17 protein-coding genes are annotated in these 21,813 nt (G+C 64.9%); 11 read left to right on the top strand and 6 right to left on the bottom strand.

Annotated elements, in window-relative coordinates:
• Positions 1-12 precede the first annotated feature (12 nt).
• Entirely contained in the window at positions 13-2,322 is a 2,310-nt protein-coding gene (locus ACVWYQ_RS19745; RefSeq protein ID WP_456726293.1) for a TonB-dependent receptor, read from the bottom strand.
• Between the two features lie 280 nt (positions 2,323-2,602).
• On the opposite strand from ACVWYQ_RS19745, the gene ACVWYQ_RS19740 reads away from it, so the two are divergent.
• Positions 2,603-2,875, top strand: a complete 273-nt coding sequence (locus ACVWYQ_RS19740) for a hypothetical protein (protein ID WP_456726292.1) — start codon at positions 2,603-2,605, stop codon at positions 2,873-2,875.
• A gap of 109 nt (positions 2,876-2,984) precedes the next feature.
• Here the strand turns inward: ACVWYQ_RS19740 and ACVWYQ_RS19735 are convergent, their stop codons facing one another.
• The 3 genes from ACVWYQ_RS19735 to ACVWYQ_RS19725 form a co-directional block, all read right to left on the bottom strand.
• Positions 2,985-5,006, bottom strand: a complete 2,022-nt coding sequence (locus ACVWYQ_RS19735) for a YgiQ family radical SAM protein (RefSeq protein WP_404544239.1) — start codon at positions 5,004-5,006, stop codon at positions 2,985-2,987.
• 84 nt (positions 5,007-5,090) lie between these two features.
• Positions 5,091-6,503 (bottom strand): amidase, encoded by a 1,413-nt coding sequence (locus tag ACVWYQ_RS19730; protein WP_404544236.1) that lies wholly within the window; start codon positions 6,501-6,503, stop codon positions 5,091-5,093.
• Positions 6,504-6,505: 2 nt separating this feature from the next.
• On the bottom strand, positions 6,506-7,540 hold the full coding sequence (locus ACVWYQ_RS19725; RefSeq protein ID WP_456726291.1) for a LacI family DNA-binding transcriptional regulator: 1,035 nt from the start codon (positions 7,538-7,540) through the stop codon (positions 6,506-6,508).
• Between the two features lie 203 nt (positions 7,541-7,743).
• Here ACVWYQ_RS19725 and ACVWYQ_RS19720 point away from each other — a divergent pair, with 203 nt between their 5' ends.
• The 6 genes from ACVWYQ_RS19720 to ACVWYQ_RS19695 all read left to right on the top strand — a co-directional run bounded on the left by ACVWYQ_RS19720 (position 7,744) and on the right by ACVWYQ_RS19695 (position 13,493).
• Entirely contained in the window at positions 7,744-8,685 is a 942-nt protein-coding gene (locus ACVWYQ_RS19720; RefSeq protein ID WP_456726290.1) for an ABC transporter permease, read from the top strand.
• 20 nt (positions 8,686-8,705) lie between these two features.
• Positions 8,706-9,593 (top strand): ABC transporter permease, encoded by an 888-nt coding sequence (locus ACVWYQ_RS19715; protein ID WP_456726289.1) that lies wholly within the window; start codon positions 8,706-8,708, stop codon positions 9,591-9,593.
• A complete protein-coding gene (locus ACVWYQ_RS19710; protein WP_404544228.1) occupies positions 9,590-10,579 on the top strand; it encodes an ABC transporter ATP-binding protein in 990 nt (329 codons plus the stop codon). Before ACVWYQ_RS19715 ends, ACVWYQ_RS19710 begins: the two co-directional genes overlap by 4 nt.
• Complete coding sequence (locus tag ACVWYQ_RS19705; RefSeq protein ID WP_404544226.1) at positions 10,576-11,604, top strand: ABC transporter ATP-binding protein; 1,029 nt, start codon at positions 10,576-10,578, stop codon at positions 11,602-11,604. The genes ACVWYQ_RS19710 and ACVWYQ_RS19705 overlap by 4 nt, the downstream gene beginning before the upstream one ends.
• A 25-nt stretch (positions 11,605-11,629) precedes the next feature.
• On the top strand, positions 11,630-13,195 hold the full coding sequence (locus tag ACVWYQ_RS19700) for an ABC transporter substrate-binding protein (protein WP_271539361.1): 1,566 nt from the start codon (positions 11,630-11,632) through the stop codon (positions 13,193-13,195).
• Between the two features lie 160 nt (positions 13,196-13,355).
• Complete coding sequence (locus ACVWYQ_RS19695) at positions 13,356-13,493, top strand: hypothetical protein (RefSeq protein WP_162130853.1); 138 nt, start codon at positions 13,356-13,358, stop codon at positions 13,491-13,493.
• Positions 13,494-13,556: 63 nt separating this feature from the next.
• On the opposite strand, the gene ACVWYQ_RS19690 is transcribed toward ACVWYQ_RS19695, so the two are convergent.
• Both ACVWYQ_RS19690 and ACVWYQ_RS19685 read right to left on the bottom strand, forming a co-directional pair.
• The gene (locus ACVWYQ_RS19690) at positions 13,557-14,222 is read right to left on the bottom strand and encodes a GntR family transcriptional regulator (RefSeq protein WP_456726288.1); all 666 of its coding nucleotides are present in this window, start codon (positions 14,220-14,222) and stop codon (positions 13,557-13,559) included.
• Between the two features lie 7 nt (positions 14,223-14,229).
• Positions 14,230-15,642: an FAD-binding oxidoreductase gene (locus ACVWYQ_RS19685; protein ID WP_404653924.1), complete on the bottom strand. Its 1,413-nt coding sequence runs from the start codon at positions 15,640-15,642 to the stop codon at positions 14,230-14,232.
• Between the two features lie 164 nt (positions 15,643-15,806).
• Between ACVWYQ_RS19685 and ACVWYQ_RS19680 the strand changes: the two genes are divergently transcribed.
• The 4 genes from ACVWYQ_RS19680 to ACVWYQ_RS19665 all read left to right on the top strand — a co-directional run bounded on the left by ACVWYQ_RS19680 (position 15,807) and on the right by ACVWYQ_RS19665 (position 21,724).
• Positions 15,807-16,691, top strand: a complete 885-nt coding sequence (locus tag ACVWYQ_RS19680; RefSeq protein ID WP_404544221.1) for a dihydrodipicolinate synthase family protein — start codon at positions 15,807-15,809, stop codon at positions 16,689-16,691.
• 192 nt (positions 16,692-16,883) lie between these two features.
• Positions 16,884-19,217 carry a TonB-dependent siderophore receptor gene (locus ACVWYQ_RS19675; protein ID WP_404544219.1) on the top strand — a complete coding sequence of 778 codons (2,334 nt, stop codon included), beginning with the start codon at positions 16,884-16,886 and terminating at the stop codon, positions 19,215-19,217.
• Between the two features lie 2 nt (positions 19,218-19,219).
• On the top strand, positions 19,220-20,416 hold the full coding sequence (locus tag ACVWYQ_RS19670; protein ID WP_271539350.1) for a PepSY-associated TM helix domain-containing protein: 1,197 nt from the start codon (positions 19,220-19,222) through the stop codon (positions 20,414-20,416).
• 75 nt (positions 20,417-20,491) lie between these two features.
• Complete coding sequence (locus tag ACVWYQ_RS19665) at positions 20,492-21,724, top strand: rhodanese-like domain-containing protein (protein ID WP_271539348.1); 1,233 nt, start codon at positions 20,492-20,494, stop codon at positions 21,722-21,724.
• Positions 21,725-21,813: the final 89 nt, after the last annotated feature.

Genomic DNA, 21,813 nt, shown 5'->3' with positions numbered 1-21,813 from the left:
GGGGATGTTCGATCAGAGATCGAACGCCGCCGACAGCAGGAAGGTGCGGCCGGCGCCAACGGTTTGGAAACCGCCGCTGGTCAGCCAGTATCGCTTGTCGAACAGGTTTTCGACATTGGCACGGAACGTCACCGGACGGCCGTTAAGGACGGTCGCGTAACGCGCACCGATGTCATAGCGAGTCCAGCTGGGGAAGCGCTGCCACTCCAGGTTGGCATTCGTCAGGTAGGAGCCGCCCGTGTGGATCACGCGCCCGTTGAACGAAAGGCCTGTCACCCACGGTGCATCCCAGTCGAGGGCACCCGAGAATGTCACGTTCGGAACACCGGCGGCATCGTTGCCGCGCTCCGAGGCCGTGGCCGGATTGGTCAGCTCCGGACGCAGGAACGTAACGCCCGCCATGCCGCGCAGGCCGGGCAGCAGAAGACCATAAGCCGAGAGTTCGAGGCCGCGGTTGCGCTGTTCGCCGTCGTAGGCGCGGGCGTTCCCGGCAGTGGTGACCAGGCTCGGCCGTGCAATCTGGAACACCGCTGCCGTCGTGGTGATGGTGCCCCAGTCCACCTTGACGCCGGCTTCCTGCTGCTTGGACTTGTAGGGCGCCAGGATCGACCCGGTATTTGCAAAGCCGGCGGGAACGATGACACCTTGGCTGAGCCCTTCGGCGTAGTTCGCGTAGAGCGACACGTTCTGCAGCGGCTTGACGACGAGACCGGCCAGAGGCGTCACGGCCTCCGCGCCATAGTCGCTCATCTTGAGGCCCGTCGTGGTGCTGAAGGCATCCTGCTCCACACGCTGATGGCGGGCACCGAGCGTGAGCAGGACCCTCTCATCCAGCACCGACATCGTGTCCGCGAGCGCAAAGCTGCGCAGCAGGATCTCGTTGGCCAGCCGGGGCGGAAGACGCGCGCCGGTGACCACCGGCAGCGGGGCCGGATTGTAGATGTTCGAGGGTACCGACTGTGCCGGAGTGTTGGCCACGTAGGCGTTGCCGTTTTCCTGGTAGTAGCCGGTAAAGGCGAAGTTCACCCTGTGCGTGACCGGACCCACATCGAAGCGCGACCGAATGCCGGCATTGCCGCTCGTCGTCTTGCTGTAGGAATCGTAGTAGGCGTTGATCAGCCGGAAATTACCGAAGGCGTCCGCACCGCTCGGGAAACCGGTGACGCGGGAGTCGGGGAATGTCTGATAGATCTCGCCGTCGCGGTAACCGATGCCTGCATACGCCGTGATCGACTGGGACAGGTCATACTCGAGCGCCGTGGCAATGGTATTGTCCCGCTGCTTCAGCAATGTGCCTGGATACCAGGTGCTGCGCGGGTCCGGTGGAGCCGGAATGAACGGTACCGTCGTTCGAATGCCAATCTGCGGACGGAAGTTCTCGGTATCGTCGTTCTGCGAGATCGCATCGACGGTCCAGCGCAGGCGCTCGCCGCGATAATCGACACCCAGCGCGCCGAGACCACTCCTCCAATTGCCATTGTCGATCGTGGCTTCGCCGTTGCGGCCGACGCCGTTGAAGCGGACGCCCCACTCCTTGTTCTCGCCATAGCGCTGACTGGTCTCGACGTGAAGGCCATAATGGCCGGCGCTCATGAAGAACGGCGTCACACGCGTGAAGGGGATTTCCCCGGCGCGCTTGGTGAGGATGTTGATGGCGCCGCCGACCGTACCGCCAGGAGCGATGCCGTTGATGAGTGCCCCGGGCCCCTTGAGCAACTCGATGCGCTCGATGATCTGGGCGGGAACGCGACTGGAGGACACCAGACCGTAAAGTCCATTCAAGCCGACGTCTGTCGCGGCAACGGGGAAACCGCGAATCTGGAACGTGTCGTCGAACCCGTTGGGCCCGGTGGTGACACGAACCGACGAGTCGTTGATCAGCGTATCCGCCGCCGTCCGTGCCTGTTGGTCCTCGATCAATTGCGAGGTGTAGTTGACCACACTGAACGGGGTATTCATGACGCTCACGTTGCCCAGCAGGCCAAGGGTTCCACCCTGCGCAACCTGACCTCCGGCATAGGCAGGGGCTGGAGCGCCGAGCGTCCGCGTGCTTCCCATCGTGGTGACCGGAACATTCGACGGAGCTTGTTCGGCTGGCCTCCGCGCATCGCGTGCAGCGCGCTGGACGCTTCCGCGCGGCTGCGCGTTGCGCGTGACGCGCGCGCGCTGTTGAGTCGCGTCGACCGTCACCGCCGGCAACGCTTGCGGTGCGGAACTCTGCGCGCTGCTCTCCGTCACCGCGGCGCCCGTCAGACAGAGCGAAAACGTACCGACGGCCGCTCCGACAAGCAGGCGGCTCTTGTAGTTCTGAATGTTACTCACCAACGCCCCCAATTACTCAGCAGATCGTCTGCTAGGGGCTCGAAACATCAGAAGCAACGCAGCGAAATTAGAACTTCTACAGTCTGGTGCGCAGCAGCAGCGTTTGCGCAATCATCGCGACGATTTGTCACGAGTACGATTGCGCAAGCGGCAACCGCGCATCGGCTTCTTTGGTGCGTTCGATTCTTGCAGCGGTGATTCGATCGCGCCTTGGATCAGTTGTTAGAGCGCTTCTAATTAATGGCTTTGTTACGCGGAGCTTGCTTCGGCGATGAAACGCATGAAGAAGAACAAGACCGAGCGCGGAGTTTCGGCGCTCGTCGCGAACCTGCAAGCCAAGCCGGTGAAATTCGGGCGCGGCGCGGTGAGCTCAAGCTATCGATACGGAGCAGCAGGACGGGTTCGTCTCATCCACGTTCCGCGATGGTGGCATCTTACGCCTGTTTTGCCCGACGATCAAGCCAATTCGCAAAAACGGAAATTGACCGTTTCCCCGGGCCGATCATGCCTCGATTTGCGGTCGATGTTCGCGCCGATCTCATCGCGCTCGTAAGCCGTTGATCTTGCTACCCCCGGCTACTGTGCATGGGGTTGTTTTCGAGCTTCCGTTTTGCCGACGCGAAGACGCCAGACCAAACCGTGCCAGATCCGGCTTACGCCCGCTACTTCATCACCCGCAGGCCCTTGGTCGTGAACCGCTGCGTCTTGCCGCCGGGCCGCATTGGCCGCCTGGTGCCGGCGGCCTTGCCGGTGCCGGGAGGCTGGTGCGCAGGCACGAGCTGATGCGGCTGCGAGCCGATCAGGTCGCGGCGGCCCATCTCGATCAGGGCCTCGCGCAGCAGCGGCCAATTGTCGGGGTCATGATAGCGCAGGAAGGCCTTGTGCAGCCGGCGCTGACGCAGCCCCTTGATCGCCTCGACCTTGTCGCTGCCGCCGTGGCGCACGCCGCGCAAGGGGTTGACGCCGGTGTGGTACATCGCGGTCGCGGTCGCCATCGGCGAGGGCAGGAAGGTCTGCACCTGGTCGGCGCGGTAGCGGTTCTTTTTCAGCCACAGCGCGAGGTTCATCATGTCCTCGTCGGTCGTGCCCGGATGCGCCGCGATGAAGTAGGGGATCAGGTAATATTTCTTGCCGGCGCGTTCGGCCGCCTCGTCGAACATGCGCTTGAACTTGTTGTAGGCGCCGATGCCCGGCTTCATCATCTTGTCGAGCGGGCCGCGCTCGGTATGTTCGGGGGCGATCTTCAGGTAACCGCCGACGTGATGGGTGACGAGCTCCTTGATGTATTCGGGACTCTCCACCGCGAGGTCGTAGCGCACGCCGGAGGCGACCATCACCTTCTTGATACCCTTGGTCTCGCGCACCTTGCGATAGAGCCGGATCAGATCGTCATGCGAGGTGTTGAGGTTCGGGCAGATCTCGGGGAAGACGCAGGAGGGACGGCGGCATGCCGCCTCGACCTTCGGGTCCTTGCACGCCATCCGGTACATGTTGGCGGTGGGGCCGCCGATGTCGGAGATGACGCCGGTGAAGCCCGGCGTCTTGTCGCGGATGCGTTCGATCTCGCGCAGGATCGAGCCCTCGGAGCGGTTCTGGATGATGCGGCCCTCGTGCTCGGTGATCGAGCAGAAGGTGCAGCCGCCGAAGCAGCCGCGCATGATCGTCACCGAGAATTTTATCATTTCCCAGGCGGGGATCCTGGCGTCGCCATAGGAGGGATGCGGCGCACGCGCATATGGCAGGTCGTAGACCGCGTCCATCTCTTCCGTGGTGAGCGGGATCGGCGGCGGGTTGAGCCAGAGATCGCGGTCGCCATGACGCTGCACCAGCGGCCTTGCATTTCCGGGATTGCTCTCCCGGTGCAGCACGCGCGAGGCGCGCGCATAAGCTTCCTTGTCCTGCTCGACCTGTTCCAGCGCCGGCAGGCGGATCACGATCGCGCCTTTCTGGCGCGATGCGCCCTCGTCGGCGGACTCGAGATCGTCGGCGTGCAGCTCGGTGTAATCGTCGGGGACCTTGCGGAACAGCGCCACGCCCCTGATGTCGTCGAGCTCGCGCGGCACTTCGCCAGCGGCGAGCCGGTGCGCCACTTCGACCACGGCACGCTCGGCGTTGCCGTAGAGCAGCAGGTCCGCCTTGGCATCGGCCAGTACGGAGCGGCGCACCTTGTCGGACCAGTAATCGTAATGTGCGATCCGGCGCAGCGAGGCCTCGATGCCGCCGAGCACGATCGGGGTGTCCTTGAACGCCTCGCGGCAGCGCTGGGCGTAGACGATGGTGCAGCGGTCCGGCCGCTTGCCGCCTTCGCCGCCCGCCGTATAGGCGTCGTCGCTGCGGATGCGTCGATCCGCGGTGTAGCGGTTCACCATGGAATCCATGTTGCCGCCGGTGACGCCGAAGAACACTCGTGGCTTGCCGAGCGCCCTGAACGGCTCCGCCGAATGCCAGTCCGGCTGCGCGATGATGCCGACCCGGAAACCCTGCGCCTCCAGCAGCCGGCCGATGATCGCCATGCCGAAGCTCGGATGGTCGACATAGGCATCCCCGGTCACCAGCACGATGTCGCAGGCGTCCCAGCCGAGCGCATTCATCTCGGCGCGGCTCATGGGGAGGAACGGCGCCGGCTTGCGCGGGCGCGCCTGGGCCATCAGCGGCTTTTCGGCGGTGATCATCTGGGTGTCCATGGCGCCTACGCATAGGGCTCCGAGGCCATGAATTCAACCGACGGGCGTGTGAAAGATCAGGTTCCGCGGGACATCGCCGTTCCCTCAGGATGGCGAGGAAAACGCCTGCTCGATCCGCGCCGCGAAGGAGATCAGGCGCTCCTCGCTGTGCGGTGGGCCGACGACCTGCAAGGAGACCGGCATGCCGGCTCCATCGCGGCCGGCGGGCACCGCCAGCGCAGGGCAGCCGAGGATCGACCAGACATAGGTGATCATGATCCAGTCGATGTAGATCTTCGATGCGGTCCCCTCGATCTCGGCCGGCCACATGATCTCGACCGGAAAGGGCGCGACCTGCGCGGTCGGGCAGATCAGGATGTCGATGTCGGTGAAGAAGTCCTGCATGCGCCGGTAGATGGCCGCGCGCTGCTCTATCGCGGCCGCGATGTCTGTTGCGGAGAGGCTTTCACCATGGGCGATGTCGCCTGCCACCTCGGGCGTGAAGGCCGCGCGCGATTGCGGCCAAAGTCTGCCCCAGGTGGCAAGATAGGCGAGACCACGTAGCGCGCGGATCACGCGCGGCAGCCCGGCGAGATCAGGGGCGGTCTCGCTCATCCTGCAGCCGGCGGGTTGGAGCCGGTCGATCGCGCCGCGGAAGGCGGAACGAATGTCGTGATCGACCGGCAGCAAGCCGAGATCCTCGGACACCGCTATGCGCCCCGCCCATCCGGGTCGTGCGGCGGCGTTGCGGAACGATGCGGGATGCTCGCGCGACAACAGATCGGGCGGATGGAAGCCGGCCATCGCATCCAGCATCAAGGCAAGATCGGGAATCGTCCGCGCCATCGGTCCCTCGACGAAAACGGTGTCGAACGGATCGGAGAGCGGCTTTCTCGGCACGAGGCCTGGTGTGGGCCTCAGCCCCGCAACACCGCAAAATGCGGCCGGCGTGCGCAGGCTGCCGCCGACATCGTTGCCATGGGCGAGATAGACCTGATGCGCGGCCAGCGCCGCTGCCGATCCGCCGGAGGAGCCGCCCGCGGTCAGCGCAGGAAAGAACGGATTGCGCGTCGCGCCGAACAGCGCGTTGGTGGTGTTGGCGCCGCCGAGCTCCGACAGATTACTCTTGCCCACGACGATGGCGCCATTGCGCTGGAGACGATCGATCGCGGGATTCGATATCTCGGGGGCGCCGCGTGCCGTCAGCGCGCTGCCGCCGCTGGTCGGCACGCCTGCGACATCGGTGTTGTCCTTGACCGCGAGCGGAAGCCCGCAGAGCAGGGGCCAGTCCTCGCCGGCCGCCTTTTTCTCCATAAGCCGCCGTGCTTCACCCCGTGCGGCCTCGAAGCAGCGAACCGGAATCGCGTTGATTCCCGCATCCGTCGCTTCGATCCTGTCGATCGCGGCATCGACCACGTCGAGCGGCGACAGATGGCCTTTGCGAATCTCGGCAATGGCGTCGACGGCGGACAGCGCAAGAATGCCGGTGGAAGGCGCAAGGCCGGGCGCATCACTCATCTCTATGTCCGGATCGCGGCGGTGGACCCGCGCACCACCAGCGCCGGCTGAAGCTGGATCGATCTCGCCTCTCCCTCGACGCCGGAACGTCCCTCCGAAACTCGCGACAGCAGGGTCGAGACCGTGGTTTGGGCAATCGCCTCGGATGGCTGCGTCACGATGGTCATGCCCGGCCGCACCAAGCCGGCCCACGGAGGCTCGTCGACCGCGATGACGGAGAGGTCGTCGGGAATGGTGAGCCCGCTCTCGGCAATGGCACGAAGCAGTCCAAGCGAAAGATGATTGTTGGTGGCGAAGATCGCGGTCGGTCGCTGCGCATGCCGCAGAAGCCGCATTGCGGCGGCATGGCCGGCGGCCTCGGAGAAATTGTACTTCTCGATCAGCCGTTCGTCGAGGGTGGTGCCGCGCGAGGCCAGGCCGCTTCTGAGGCCATCGAGGCGGTGGCGCGCGATCTGATGCTCGGGCGATCCCATGATCACGGCGATGCGGCGATGGCCGAGATCGTCGAGATGTTCGGCCGCGAGCCGTCCCAGCGCGACATTGTCGGTCGTGACCGAATCGAGGTCGAGCCCCTCGATGCGTCGGTCCACCAGAATGCCCGGCATCGGCAAGTCCGCCAGCGCGGCCTGGCGTCCGCTCCAGCCGCGCCGGGTCGGGATGACGATGACGCCGTCGGCGCGCTGCGACAGCAGCATGGCAAGATGCCGCTCCTCGCGCTCGGGGTCTTCGGCACTGTTGCAGAGAATGACCGAATAGCCTGCCGCGCTCGACAGCCACTCGATGCTTTCGACGAGCTTCAGGAAGTAGGGATTGGCGAGGTCTGCCACGAGCAGCCCCAGGATGCGCGTGGCGCCGCTGCGCAGGCTGCGGGCGCTGGCATGCGGTGCATAGCCGAGCTTGCGTGCTGCCGCATTGACGCGCGCCTGGAGGAGCTCGCTGACCTTGCCCGACCGGTTGAGCGTCTTCGACACGGTGGCCACGGAGACACCGGCGAGCCGGGCGACCTCGTGGATAGTGGGCAACGGCCCTGCCGACATCAACTATTCTCCTGTTAAACGTTTTTGTATTGTTTGGATTGACTGGAGGCAAGCCAAAAGACGTATAGAAAAAGTAAAATACCGTTGCGATAGACCAGCTTCCGTGCTTCATTAGAAAAACGTTTAACTAGGACCAGGGAGGCAATGGTGCGTGGGCTGGATGGCGTCCGGCGATCGCCGGTCAGCATTTGCAGGCGCTCGGCATGACCGGCTACGTGCTCGGTCGGCTGTTCGCGGCCATCCCCGTGCTGCTCGCCGTCGCGGTATTCGTCTTTCTGCTGCTCAGCCTCGTGCCGGGTGATCCCGCCGTGCTGATCGCCGGTGACTTCGCCTCGCCGCCACAGGTGGAGGCGGTGCGCCAGGCGCTCGGACTCAATCTGCCGCTGCTGCCGCGTTTCCTCGCATGGGCCGGCCGCATCCTGAGCGGCGATTTCGGCCTGTCGCTGTTCAGCCGCATCCCGGTCTCGCAGCTTGTCGCGCAGCGGATCGAGCCGACGCTGCTTCTTTCTCTCATGACGATCACGATCGCGGTCGTCGTCGCCGTGCCGCTCGGCCTCGTCGCCGGCTATCGTCCGAGGGGGCTCGTCGCGCGCCTGACCATGGCGGGGGCGGTGCTCGGCTTCTCATTGCCGGTCTTCGTCGTCGCTTTCGCGCTGGTCTATACGCTCGCACTCGGCCTGCACTGGTTTCCGGTGCAGGGTTATAAGCCGCTGTCGCAGGGCGTGCTGGCCTGCCTGCATTCGCTCGTGCTGCCCGCGATCTCGCTGAGCTTCCTCTATATCGCCTTGATCGCGAGGGTGACGCGCGCTGCGGTGCTAGAGGTGCTACGCGAAGATTATGTCCGCACCGCCCATGCCAAGGGGCTCGCGGCCCGCAAAATCATCGTACGGCACGTGCTCAGCAATGCCGCAGTCCCGATCATCACGGTCGTCGGCATCGGATTTGCCGCGCTGCTTGGCGGCGTCGTCGTTACCGAGACCGTGTTTTCCATTCCCGGCCTCGGCCGGCTGACCGCAGACTCCATTCTCCGGCGCGACTATCCGGTGGTGCAAGCCCTGATCCTGCTGTTCGCCTTCGTCTATGTCGTCGTCAATCTCGTGGTCGACATTCTCTACGCTGTCGTCGATCCGCGGATCCGGTACTGATGCAGGACGAGCCGATGGCGATGACCCACGCAGCAGAAGGGCTCGATGCGCCGGACATCGGTGTCAACCGGTTTTCGCAGATCGCGAGCCTGCCGGTTCGCCAGCTCATACTGGCTCTGAGTTGCGCTCTGCTGCTCGCCTTTGGCGTGACGGCCGTCGTGAGCCCGTGGATCACCGTGGATCCCGCCGCGCTGGACCCGCTGAACCGGCTTCAACCGCCGTCGCTGGCGGAGCCCTTCGGCACCGATCAAGTCGGACGTTCCGTGTTTGCCCGCGCGCTGGTGGGAACGCGGGTTTCGCTGTCGGTCGGCATTGCCGTTGCTGTTCTCACCACGCTGATCGGCGTGTGCATCGGTGTCATCGCCGGTTATTTCCGCAGCGTCGACAAGATTGTGATGCGCGCGATGGATGCGGTGATGGCGATCCCCGCGATCCTGCTCGCGATCGCACTCGTGGCGCTGATTGGCGCTTCGCCCATCGTGATCGTCACGGCGATCAGCCTCCCGGAAATTCCCCGCATGGCGCGCGTGGTGCGCGCCAGCGTTCTCAGTTTGCGCGAACGCGTCTATGTCGAGGCCGCCATCACTTGCGGCGGGCGTACCGTGACCATCCTGCATCGTCACATCCTGCCCGGCGCTGCCGGGCCGATCATGGTGCAGTCGACCTACGTCTTTGCCTCCGCGATGATCCTGGAATCGATCCTGTCGTTTCTCGGTGCGGGCACGCCGCCCGACGTGCCGAGCTGGGGCAACATGATGTCGGAGGGACGGCAGTTCCTGCAGATCGCGCCGTGGATTCTCGGCTTCCCAGCCTTGATGCTGGCGATGACGGTGCTCGCCGCCAACCTGCTCGGCGATGCGCTTCGCGACCTGCTCGATCCGAGCTTTGCGGGAGGCGAGATGCGATGAGTACGCCGCTGCTCTCCGTCGAGAACCTCTCCATTACACTCAATACGCGAGGCACCCCGGTGCCGCTCGTCCGCAACGTCTCGTTTGCGATCGATCCGGGTGAAACGCTGTGCCTCGTCGGCGAGAGCGGCTGCGGCAAGAGCCTGACCGCGCTCTCCATCATCGGTCTGCTCAACCGAAGCGTCATGCAGGTCGCTTCCGGCCGCATCCTCTTCGAGGGGCGCGATCTCGTCACGCTCGGGGCCGAGGAACTGCGCAAGCTCCGGGGCGACCGTCTCGCCATGGTGTTTCAGGAGCCGATGACGTCGCTCAATCCGCTCCTGCGGGTCGGCGAGCAGATCGCGGAGGTCATCGTCGAGCATCGTGGCGTGTCCGAGGCGGACGCGCGGCGGCAGGCGGTCGGATTGCTCGATCTCGTCCGCATTCCGGATGCGCGGCGGCGGGCCTCCGAATTTCCGCACCAGCTTTCCGGTGGCATGCGGCAGCGCGTGATGATCGCGATGGCGCTCGCCCTGCGCCCTGCATTGCTGATCGCCGACGAGCCGACCACCGCGCTCGACGTCACCATCCAGGCCCAGGTCTTGACCCTGATCGACGATCTGCGTCGCGAGTTCGGCACGTCCGTGCTCCTGATCACGCACGATCTCGGGGTCGTCGCGGAAATGGCCGACCGGGTCGTCGTGCTCTACGCCGGCAGCATCGTCGAGCAGGCCGGCGTCAACGGCATCTTCGATGCCGCGGCCCATCCCTATACGCGCGGCCTGCTTGGGGCGATCGGCCAGCTCAACAGCGGCACCCGCGATCGTCTCGCCGAGATTCCCGGCAGCGTGCCGAGCCCGGTCTCGCTCGGCACGGGCTGCGCCTTTCGCCAGCGCTGCGGCGCGGCGATGCCGGTGTGTCACTCGGAATCGCCGTTGTTGTCGGGCGCTGACGAGCACCTGACGGCATGCTGGCTGGGCAAGGCCGGCGCGATGGTGCCGGCATGAGCGCCGTCCTCGAAGTCTCAGGTCTGACCCAGATCTTCACCTCACGGCAGGGGCCGTTCGGATTGTTCGGCCGGCGCGATCTTCGCGCCGTCGACGACGTCAGCTTCGTCGTCGCGCGCGGACGTACCTTCTGCCTCGTTGGTGAAAGCGGCTGCGGCAAGACCACGATCGGCCGCATGGTCGTGCGCCTGTTGCGACCGACGGCCGGCTCCGTCCACATCAATGGCGAGGACTTCGGCAATCTCTCCGGCGAGACGCTGCGCAGGAAGCGCCAGCAGGTGCAGATGGTGTTCCAGGATCCCTTCGCCTGCCTCAACTCGCGCATGACCGCGGCGGAGATCGTCGAAGAGCCCCTGCAGAATTTCGGCATCGGCGACGCGGTGTCGCGACGGCGGAAGGTCGCGCGTCTGTTCGACCAGGTCGGCCTGCCCCAACTTTTTCGCGCACGTCTGCCGCATCATCTATCGGGCGGACAGCGGCAGCGCCTCGGCATCGCGCGGGCGCTCGCCGCGGATCCCGCGCTGATCGTCGCGGACGAGGCGGTCGCGGCCCTGGACGTGTCGATCCGCTCCCAGATCCTGAATCTCCTGAAGGATGTGCAGCGCGAGATCGGGATCTCCTATCTGTTCATCTCGCATGATCTCGCCGTGGTGCGCTATCTCGCGGACGACGTCGCGGTGATGTATCTCGGCGCCATCGTCGAGCAGGGGCCGGCGAAAGCCGTGTTCGCTGCACCGGTGCATCCGTATACGCGGGCGTTGATCGATTCCGTGCCTGCGGTCCACCCGCGCAACCGGCGCCGCCGCGCGGCTCTCGAAGGCGAGGTGCCGAGCGCCGCCGCGCTGCCGTCCGGATGCCGCTTTCGCACGCGCTGTCCGTTCGCGACGGACATTTGCGCGCAAGCGGCGCCGGCGATGACTGAAATCACGCCCGGCCATGCCGTCGCCTGTCATCACGCAGGATCGCTGCCACGCTTCGACGCGCCGGGTCCGGGCCGGGCAGTAGCCCCCGACGCAGTTGCCTAGAAACAGAAAACGGGAGGATTACCAAATGAGATCGCCGAACGGAATATTTGCGGTCATGATGGCGGCAGGTTGGCTGGGTGCAATATCGCCTGCCGTTGCGGAGACGGTGCTCAAGATCCGCCCCTTCGGCGATCTCAAGCAGATCGATCCCGTGATCACGTCCGACTATATGGTTCGTAACCACGGCTATATGGTGTACGACACGCTGTTCTCGCTGGACGAGAAGCTCGTCGCGCAACCGCAAATGCTGGAGTCCTTCGCGGTCAGCGGCGATCAACTCACCTATTCCTTCACGCTGCGCGGCGGCCTGACTTTCAGCAACGCTCAGCCGGTCACCGCGGAAGACGCGGTCGTTTCGCTGAAGCGCTGGTGGCAGCGTGACGGCCTTGGGCAACAGCTTGCCTCCGTCAGCGACAGCCTGACCGTTAAGGACGAAAAAACCTTCGAGCTGAAGCTCAAACGTCCTTGGGGGCTGGTGATCGAGGCGCTCTCCAAGCCGAGCTCCAACGTGCCCTTCATCATGCCGAAGGGGATCGCTGCGACGCCGGCGGACACCGCCATCACGGATGCGACCGGCTCGGGTCCTTTCATCATGAAGAAGGACGAGTGGGTTCCGGGCTCCAAGGTCGTTTACGTCAAGAGCCCGTCCTACAAGTCGCGCGCGGAGCCGGCGAGCGGCCTTGCCGGCGGTAAGCTCGCCAAGGTCGACCGGGTCGAATGGCATTACATCCCGGATGCGCAGACCGCGCTCAATGCACTCCAGGCCGGCGAGATCGACATTTTCGAGGAGGTGCCGCCGGACTTCCTGCCGACGCTTGCCGGCAATCCCGACATCAAGACGATGCCGCAGGACACGCTCGGCATGCAGATGGTGTTCCGCATGAACATTTCGGCCCCGCCGTTCAACAATCAAAAGGTCCGGCAGGCGATCAGCTACATGATCGACCAGGACAAGTTCGCGCGAGCCTATGTCAGCGACCCCAAGCTCTACAAGAGCTGCCCGAGCTTCTACATGTGCTCGTCGCCCTATTTCACGGCTGCCGGCTGGACCAAGCCCGATATCGAAAAGGCCAAGAAGCTGATCGCCGACAGCGGTTATGACGGTACGCCGGTCGTGGTGCTGCACGCGACCGAGAGCGGACCGACGAATACGTTTAGCCTCGTCGCCGAGCAGATGATGCGCCAGATCGGCCTCAAGGTCGAGCCGCAGGCGATGGACTGGGGCACGCTGGTTGGACGCCGCGCGTCCAAGGAAACCGTCGACAAGGGCGGCTGGTCGCTGTTCATGTCGGGACCGACGGGCGCCGACATGTTCGAGCCGGTCGGCCACCTTGGGCTGCGCGCAAACTGCGACAAGGCCTGGTTCGGCTGGCCTTGCGACGAGCAGATCGAAAAGCTGCGCAACGAATTCGCGTTGGCGACAGATCCCGAGCAGAAAAAGAAGATCGCAGCCGACCTCCAGCTCCGCGCCGTCGACTATGTGCCGTATTGGCCTGCTGCACAGCTCTATCTGGTGCGGGCGGTACGCAGCAACGTTGACGGCCTCGTAAAGGGGGCGGTCCCGGTCTACTGGAATATCACCAAGAAGTAGTGCGATCCGGCACGGCGCCGGAGGAACCAATCGCTCCCAGCAACATTCAGATGGAGGGTTCGACGCGGGCCCGGGTTGCGCGCGCCTCCATCGATTCGGCGCTCGTGACGTCGCCTCTGGCGATGGGGGAATCGTGGGTACGGTCATAGAGAACTTGCTGATGCGGAAGCAGAAGCTGGTGGAACAGCTCGAACAGGCGCCATCGGTGGAGGATCGCGACCGAATCGAGCACCAGCTCGAGCAGATCAACACCGCGCTGGATTTTCTGGACAGGCCGGGATCGAAGGAGGAGCGGTAGAGCATGATCCGGAAAAGTGCGTAGCGGCTTTCCGAAAAGATCATGCTCAAAACAATAACGCGCTCAATCCACCTTCAGCGCCGTGGCATAGACCATTCCCGAATTCGTGATGTGCATCGTCATCAGGCCTTCGAAGGCGGCGAACTCGCCGCGCGCGAACAGATCGAGCAGCTTGCGGTGCTCGTCGAAGGACGTGCGGGTGCGCACGTCGATCGGCGAGGTCAGATTGGTGCGGAGCGCGGCGACGCGGCCGGAGACGAGCTGATAGGATTCGGCGAGATAGCGGTTGCCGCAATGGGCGAACAGCGCCTCGTGAAAAGCGGTGTCGGCGCGGCCATAGGCGATGTTGTCCTTTGCCGCGACGGCTGGCTCCATCGCCGCGATCGCCGCGCCCATGGACGCGATCGCGCCGTCGCGGTCATTGCCGAAGGCGAGCTCGGCGGCCTTGGGCTCGAGCGCAATGCGGAAGGTGCAGAGCGCATGGATGTCGTCCGCACTCGGCGTGAAGACGAAGCTGCCGACCTGGGGTCGGATCACCACGAGTCCCTGCGCCTGCAGCTGGCCCATCGCTTCGCGCACCGGCGTGCGGCTGACGCCGAAGGAATTGGCCACCATCTCCTCGGAGATGGCAGCGCCTAATGCGAACTCGCCGTCGATGATGGCTTGGCGCAGCCGCAGCATCACCCGCTGCGACAGCGATTTCGGCGTATCGAGCTTGAGCGATCGCATGGTGCGTTCAGATCACCTTCCCGGGATTGAGCAGGTGATCGGGGTCGAGCGCCGCCTTGAGCGTGCGCATCAGCGCGATCTCGGCCTCGCCCCTCGCATGGCCCAGCCATTGCTTCTTCAAGGTGCCGATCCCGTGCTCGGCGGAGACGCTGCCGCCGAGCTCGCGGACCAGACCGTAGATGATCGCGTCCATCTCCTCCTTCGGCTGCTGCGCGACGGAAAGGCCGGTGACCCAGGAGACGAGATGCAGATTGCCGTCGCCGATATGGCCGTAATAGACGCTCTCGCAACCCTCGATGCCCGCAGCGAGCGCCGCCTTGCAGCGTGTGACGAACTCGTCCATCCGTGCCACCGCAAGGCCGATGTCGTAGGAGATGTGCGGCCCCAGCACCTGGCCGAACTCGGCGCAGATGTCGCGCACGCGCCAGAAGCTCAGCGTCTGCGCCAGCGATTGCGCCACCGCGGCATCCGCCAGCAGCCCGCGCTCCATCAGCTCCTCGAGCCAGCTCTGGAAGCGCGGCGCATCGACGCTCTCGTCGGTGCCCTGCGCTTCCACCAGCACGTAGAGACCGTGGCTTGGGGCGACCGGCGGCTTCACGCCGGCGCGATTCGTGATCACGTCCCAATAATCCGGCCACATCACCTCGAAGGCGGACAGCAGCGGGCCGAGCCCTGAGCGCGCCGCGTCGAGCAGCGCGATCACCGCGGCATAATCCTTCAACGCGCACAGCGCGGCCATGGTCGAGCGCGGCTTCGGGAACAGTTTTAGCACCACGCGGGTGATGATGCCGAGGGTGCCTTCCGAGCCGATGAACAGATGCTTCAGATCATAGCCTGCATTGTTCTTCATCAGCTTGTTGAGGCTGGTGATGATCGTGCCGTCCGGCAGCACCACTTCGAGACCAAGCACCAGCTCGCGCGTCATGCCGTAACGGATCACGCGGTTGCCGCCGGCGTTGGTCGAGAGATTGCCGCCGATCGCGCAGGAGCCGCGCGAGCCGAGATCGAGCGGAAAGAAGAAGCCGGCTTCGTCCGCCGCCTTCTGAATCGTCTCCAGCGGCGTGCCGGCCTTCACCGTCATCGTCATCGAGGCGCGATCGATCTCCTCGATGCCCGTCATGCGCTCCAGCGAGATCGCGACCCAGCCAGCTTCAGGCGAAGCGCCGCGGCACAGGCCGGTCAGGCCGCCCTGCGGCACGAACGGCAGATGCGCCTGCCGGCAGGTCGCAATCGCATCGGCGACGCCCTGCGCATCGACGGGGCGGATCACCGCGCGCGGCGTCTGCGGCAGGCTCGCGCTCCAGTCGTTGCAATTGCGCGCCGGCACATCGGTGCCAACAAGCACCGCCGCCGTGCCGAGCCTGTCGCGCAACACGCCGAGCAATTGGTCGGGGTGTCCGGTGGGGGTCACCATGTCCATGCGAGACCTCCTCAAGATCTGCCGCGCACATGGCGCGGAGGATTTGCATCAATGTTGTATGTAAGATACAAGAGCAACATTAAAGTGAAAACAAGGCCGCGGCAAGCGCGAAAGATCGTTGAAGATCAGCGGCTTGGCCGGGCGCCGCAGCAAAGGGTGGTGTGATGACCGAGGCGATTCGCGGGTTCTGGGTGGCGTCGGCGACACCGCTGGCGACGGACGGCAGTGTGGACGCCCCCAAGCTCGCCTCTCACGCCAAGCAGCTGTTCAGCAAGGGCGTCGACGGCGTCGTGCTGTTCGGCACCACCGGCGAGGGGACCTCATTCAATGCCGCCGAACGCATTGCAACGATCGAAGCGATGCTCAAGGCCGGGGTCGCGGCGGAGCGCATCGGAATCGGCGGCGGCTTTCCTGCCATCACGGACAGTATCGCGCTGACGCGCGCCGTGCTCGGCCTCGGCCTGCGCCACGTGTTGCTGCTGCCGCCCTATTTCGATCGGAGTGTCACGCCTGAGGGCATCGAGGATGCCTTTGCCGCCATCATCGACGGTGTTGCCGACGATCGTCTGCGCGCCTCGCTCTACCACATTCCGCAAGTCTCGGGCGTTGCGATCCCGACGACAGTCGCCGCAAGCCTGCGCAAGCGCTACGGCCAAGTGGTTGCGGGTCTGAAGGACTCCAGCGGCGACTTCAAGCAGTTCCAGGCATTCCGTGCCGCCGCGCCCGAGCTCGCTATCACCGTCGGCAACGAAGCCGATATCACTCGCGCGATCGCCGCCGGCGGCGCCGGCACCATCTGCGGCATGGCCAACATTGCGCCGGAGCTGGTCAAGGCTATGGTTGACGGCAAGAACGTCGAGGCGCGCATGCAGGCGGCGATCGACGTCGTGCTGAAGACGCCCTCCCTGGTCGCAACGCTGAAGGCGATCCTCGCGATGCAGACCGGCGATGCAGGTTGGCTGCGCGTCCGTCCGCCGCTCCGCGCTTTGTCGGACGGCAGTGCGTTCAAGCGGAAGCTCGACGAGTTGATCGCTCCCGCCATCGCGTGATCGTGAAATATCGGGCCACGATTTCGCGTGCAGCGTGTCATGCGCGGTGCGCCGGCAATTCATGATTGCTGTTCAGCATCCGTCTCCTCTTAGAACAATTCAACACTAGAGCGATTCAAGCCCGGCTACGGTTCTCCTCGATCGCGGCGGCTGTTACAGGCGCACACTTCAATGCTCCTGACTTGAAGTGGAATGAAAGTGCGTGCCTTCGTGGATGGCCAACGTGACAACGGCCATCGAATTCGTGCCGGCAAGAGCCGTGCAGGTCTTCTCATGGGAGCAGCGGTGCTGCTCATCGAATATCCCTCCATCACGACGAGCGCACAGGCGCAATCGGCTCTGCCGCCGGTGACGGTGGAGGCGCCGGCGCCACGACCGAAGCCGGCGCGTGCATCGGAGCAGTCGCCACGCCGCGCCCAAACGGCGGCGCGCCGCCAGTCCAGTCGCAATTCCGCACCCGCGGCGCCGACGCTGTCGGAGCGCGCCGCCGCCGAAGCCGCCGCACAGCAAGCCGCCAAGCTCGGCTACCGCGCGATGCCGAGTGCGACCACGCTGCGCAGCGGCGCCTCGCCGCTCGACACCTCGCAGGCCGTCAACGTCGTGCCCGCGCAGGTGCTGAAGGACCAGCTCCCGCGCAACATCGACGACGCGCTGAGCAACGTCTCCGGCGTCACCCAGACCAACACGCTCGCCGGCAGCCAGGACGCGGTGATCCGCCGTGGCTTCGGCGACAACCGCGACGGCTCGATCATGCGCAACGGCATGCCGCTGGTGCAGGGCCGCAGTCTCAATCCTGCGGTCGAAAGCGTCGAGGTGCTGAAGGGCCCGGCCTCGCTGCTCTACGGCATCATGGATCCCGGCGGCATCGTCAACACCATCAGCAAGCGGCCCGAGCTCTATCAGCACGGCTCGGTCACGCTACTCGGCTCGGCCTTCAGTGCCTCCAAGACCGGCGCCGACGGCCTGCTCGACGTCACCGGCCCGATCGGCGACCAGGGGCTGGCCTATCGTTTCATCGGCTACGGCGTCAGCGAGGATTATTGGCGGAATTTCGGCCGTCACCGCGAGATGCTGGTTGCCCCCTCGCTCGCGTGGTACGGCCAGGACACCACGGTGCAGCTGAACTACGAGCACCGCGAGTTCATCTATCCGTTCGACCGCGGCACCGCGTTCAATCCGGTGACGAAGGCGCCGCTGGCCGTGCCCGCTACGCGCCGGCTGGATGAGCCTTTCAACAACACCTGGGGCACGTCCGATCTGATCCAGGCTTCGGTCGAGCACCGCTTCAACCAGGATTGGAAGCTCTACGCAGGCTACAGCTACAACACCGAAACCTTCAGCGCCAACCAGCTCCGCATCACCGGCATCAATTTCACGACCGGCGTCGAGACGCGCAGCAACGACGGCACGGGAAGCTCGCTGAGCAATGTCAGCTATGGGACATCCTATGTCTCGGGCGGCTTCTGGCTCGGCGACATGCGCAACGAGGTGCTATTTGGCGGCGACGGTCAGTATCGCACGATCTACCGCGATGTTTTGATCCGGCAGACAACTCCCGCCTTCAACGTCTACGATCCTGTCTATGGGCTGATCGGGCCGGGAACCAGGGTGTCGAATCCCGACAGCGCCCAGACCGACAAGCTTGGCCAGTGGTCGCTGTTCTTCCAGGACACGCTGCATCTGACCGAGCGGTTCGCACTGGTCGGTGGTGTGCGCTATATGGACTACGATCAGATCGCCGGACGCGGAAAGCCGTTCAACACCAACACAAACGTGTCGCAAGACAAGGTGCTCCCGCTTGGCGGCGCGATCTTCAAGCTGACCGATCAGATCTCGCTTTATGCAAGCTACACCGAATCGCTGAAGCCGAATTCGACGATTGCGCCGATCGGCGTGGTGATCGACTCCAGGGTCGCGCCCGAGGAGGGTGTGTCGTACGAGACCGGCGTGAAGTTCGACATCAACCAGCGCATCTCCGGGACCGTCGCATTCTACGACCTCGACAAGAAGAATGTGCAAACGACGAAGACGAACAGCGCGGGCGTGGTGGAGCTTCACACCGTCGGCCGCGCTCATTCGCGCGGCCTCGAAATCGACGTCACCGGCAGGCTCACCGACAGTTGGGCGTTGATTGGGAGCTATGGCTATACGGACGCCCGCGTGACGGCCTCCGATGATCTGACGTTGCTCGGCAAGAAGCTGCAAAACGTCGCCTTGAACACCGCTTCGCTCTATCTGGTCTACGACTTCGGCACCGCCTTGCCCGGCCAGCTCCGTCTCGGCGGCGGCGCGCGCTATGTCGGCGACCGTCCCGGCGATTCGATCAACAGCTTCTTCCTGCCGTCCTATGTCGTCGCAGACCTCTTTGCGACTTACGAGACGAAACACGAGCAGTTTCCGGTGGTGTACCAGGTGAACGTCAAGAACCTGTTCGACACGGTCTACTATCCCTCAGCCGTGAATAATCTAAACGTCGCTATCGGCGACGCGCGCCGGGTGTCTCTCTCGGCGACGGTGAAGTTCTAGCCATGGCCGCGCGGCCGGGGCACATGATCAAAACTGTCCTGCTCCAGGTCCATTCCATCGCGGGCCTGGTGCTCGCGGTGCTGCTCGCTTTGATCGCGCTGACCGGCGCGATCATGAGTTTCGAGGACGAGATCGTCGATCATCTCAACGCCGGCATCATGCATGTAGCACCGCGCGAGATGCCGGCGCTGATGCCGGACGAGCTGGTCGCGCGGCTGGGGGCGGGGCAGGATCTGGGCAAGGTCTCGGCCGTCATGTTGTCGAGCGATCCGACTGCGGCCGTGCGGGTCCGCTTCGCGCGCGACGCGCAGGGCGAGCGGCCGAATTCGCTCTATGTCGATCCCTATGATGCGCGCGTGCTGGGTGCGCCGCGCGGCGAGGCGTTCTTCGCGACGGTTCGGAAGCTGCATCGCTGGCTGCTGATCCCTGGCGATGCCAAGGGCTGGGGCCGCCAGATCACCGGTGTGGCCGCTCTCGGTCTGATCGTCATGCTGGTCTCGGGTCTCGTGCTGCGCTGGCCCCGCCGCGCGCGCAGCTTGAAGATGTGGCTCAATCCCAATCTCGGTCTCAGCGGACGCGGGCTGCATCGTTCGCTGCATGCGGTGATCGGCACCTGGGTTCTTCCGGTCTATCTGGTGATGACGCTCACCGGCCTGTGGTACTCGTTCGATTGGTACAAGGACGGCGTCGTCTGGCTGCTGGCACGTCCCGAGGTCAGTGCCGCGAAGATGCAGCCAAAAATGTCCGCGAAGGCACCGCGTGCGGCGGCCCGTTCCGAGCCGGCCCAGCCGATCGGGTTCGACCTGGCATGGACGACGTTCCGGCGTGAGGAGGGCGACCGCTTCGCCAGGGCTCTGCTGACGCTGCCCCCCAGCCCCGGCACGGCGATACGGATCCGGTCGTGGGGCAAGGATTCGACGCTCGACACCACGCGCGATGAATTCCGCATCGATGCCGTCACCGGTCAGCTCGCCTCCGCGGAACGTTACGCCGACAAGACGTTGGGCGAGAAGATCATCGCCAACGTGCTCGATATCCATCGCGGCGCGATCCTGGGCTGGCCCGGCAAGCTCGCCTTCATGATTGCCGCGGCCCTGATGCCGCTGTTCTCGGTCACCGGAATCCTGCTCTATCTGTCGCGCCGCAGGTTGCGGCGCCCGGCGCAGGCGCCGCTCGGGCGGCTCGTTCCGGGCGAGTGAGTTGCTGCCGAAGAGGCTAGCCAACACCTCGACAATCGTTCAAAAGCCCGTGGCACGTCCTTGTCAGGTTTCGCCATGAAGCTTCCGACCGTCACCCCCGCCGATATCCGCCGCGCGCTGCTCCTGCGCGAAGAAATTGCCCTGCTCGATCTCAGATACGAGGCAGCCTTCGCCACCGGTCATCCGCTGTTCGCGGCCAACTTGGCCGCGGACCGGATTGTAGTGGAGGCCGAGGTGCGGCTGCCGCGCAAGGACGTGGCGATCGTGCTCTATGATGACGGCGAGGGGCTGGTCGCGACCGGCGCCGAACGCCTTGCCGCGCTCGGCTTCACCAATGTCAGCGCACTCGAGGGCGGGCTGAAGGCGTGGCGCGATGCGGGCTTCGAGGTTTTCGAGGACGTCAATTCCTATTCCAAGGCTTTCGGCGAGCTGGTCGAGTCCCGTCGCCACACGCCCTCGCTGAGTGCCGATGAGGTGGCAAAGCTGATCGCCGACAAAGCCAACATCGCCATCCTCGACGTCCGCCGCTTCGACGAATATGCGACCATGAACATCCCGGGCTCGGTCAGCGTGCCCGGCGCGGAGCTGGTGCTCCGGGCAGGCCAGGCCGCGCCCGATCCCGACACCACCATCATCGTCAATTGCGCCGGCCGCACCCGCTCCATCATCGGCACCCAGTCGCTGATCAATGCCGGCGTGCCCAACAAGGTGCGGGCGCTGCGCAACGGCACCATCGGCTGGGTCCTAGCGCGGCACGCGCTCAATCACGGCGCCGGCAGGCGCGGTGCGATCGGCTCGTTCGAGGGCGGTCCGGCCAATGCTCGCGATGTCGCCTATCGCGCCGGTGTTCGCCATATCGGAGCGAACGAGCTGGCGGCGCTGGTCGCAGAGACCCATCGCACGCTGTATCGCTTCGACGTGCGCGATGCAGAGGACTATACAGCCGGCCATCTCCCCGGCTTCCGCCACTATCCCGGCGGCCAGCTCGTGCAGGAAACCGACATGGCCGCTCCCGTGCGCGGCGCGCGCATCGTCCTGACCGACGACAAAAGCGTGCGCGCCGACATGACGGCGTCCTGGCTGGCGCAGATGGGGTGGGAAGTCTATGTGCTCGAGGGCGGCTATGATTGCGCACTGGAAATCGGTCCACCGCAGGTCTTGCCGAAGCCCGATCCGGCCCACCGCTACCGCCGGCCCTATGAAGGCACCGACGTGGCCGAAGCCGCGATGCAGGCCTATCTCGATTGGGAATACGGCCTCGTCGAACAGCTCCGCCGCGACGGTACGCACGGGTTCTATGTGATTTGAGCGAGCTCTGGGATGCCAAGCGCATCCTCGGCTCCGGCCGTCCTCTTCTCGTATCCGCTCCCTATTGTGCTGCGTATCGCCCGCGGTCT

It is taken from the genome of Bradyrhizobium sp. USDA 3397, assembly GCF_054060965.1.
Note: the sequence above shows the minus strand (reverse complement) of the source record. Positions and strands in the feature narration are given on the sequence as shown.

What these genes read in the sequence shown, in the direction of transcription:
- ACVWYQ_RS19740 (WP_456726292.1), top strand. Translation starts at nt 2,603, where the DNA reads ATGAAGAAGAACAAGACCGAGCGCGGAGTTTCGGCGCTCGTCGCGAAC.
- ACVWYQ_RS19735 (WP_404544239.1), bottom strand. Translation starts at nt 5,006, where the DNA reads ATGGACACCCAGATGATCACCGCCGAAAAGCCGCTGATGGCCCAGGCG.
- ACVWYQ_RS19730 (WP_404544236.1), bottom strand. Translation starts at nt 6,503, where the DNA reads ATGAGTGATGCGCCCGGCCTTGCGCCTTCCACCGGCATTCTTGCGCTG.
- ACVWYQ_RS19725 (WP_456726291.1), bottom strand. Translation starts at nt 7,540, where the DNA reads ATGTCGGCAGGGCCGTTGCCCACTATCCACGAGGTCGCCCGGCTCGCC.
- ACVWYQ_RS19720 (WP_456726290.1), top strand. Translation starts at nt 7,744, where the DNA reads ATGACCGGCTACGTGCTCGGTCGGCTGTTCGCGGCCATCCCCGTGCTG.
- ACVWYQ_RS19715 (WP_456726289.1), top strand. Translation starts at nt 8,706, where the DNA reads ATGACCCACGCAGCAGAAGGGCTCGATGCGCCGGACATCGGTGTCAAC.
- ACVWYQ_RS19710 (WP_404544228.1), top strand. Translation starts at nt 9,590, where the DNA reads ATGAGTACGCCGCTGCTCTCCGTCGAGAACCTCTCCATTACACTCAAT.
- ACVWYQ_RS19705 (WP_404544226.1), top strand. Translation starts at nt 10,576, where the DNA reads ATGAGCGCCGTCCTCGAAGTCTCAGGTCTGACCCAGATCTTCACCTCA.
- ACVWYQ_RS19700 (WP_271539361.1), top strand. Translation starts at nt 11,630, where the DNA reads ATGAGATCGCCGAACGGAATATTTGCGGTCATGATGGCGGCAGGTTGG.
- ACVWYQ_RS19695 (WP_162130853.1), top strand. Translation starts at nt 13,356, where the DNA reads ATGCGGAAGCAGAAGCTGGTGGAACAGCTCGAACAGGCGCCATCGGTG.
- ACVWYQ_RS19690 (WP_456726288.1), bottom strand. Translation starts at nt 14,222, where the DNA reads ATGCGATCGCTCAAGCTCGATACGCCGAAATCGCTGTCGCAGCGGGTG.
- ACVWYQ_RS19685 (WP_404653924.1), bottom strand. Translation starts at nt 15,642, where the DNA reads ATGGACATGGTGACCCCCACCGGACACCCCGACCAATTGCTCGGCGTG.
- ACVWYQ_RS19680 (WP_404544221.1), top strand. Translation starts at nt 15,807, where the DNA reads ATGACCGAGGCGATTCGCGGGTTCTGGGTGGCGTCGGCGACACCGCTG.
- ACVWYQ_RS19675 (WP_404544219.1), top strand. Translation starts at nt 16,884, where the DNA reads ATGAAAGTGCGTGCCTTCGTGGATGGCCAACGTGACAACGGCCATCGA.
- ACVWYQ_RS19670 (WP_271539350.1), top strand. Translation starts at nt 19,220, where the DNA reads ATGGCCGCGCGGCCGGGGCACATGATCAAAACTGTCCTGCTCCAGGTC.
- ACVWYQ_RS19665 (WP_271539348.1), top strand. Translation starts at nt 20,492, where the DNA reads ATGAAGCTTCCGACCGTCACCCCCGCCGATATCCGCCGCGCGCTGCTC.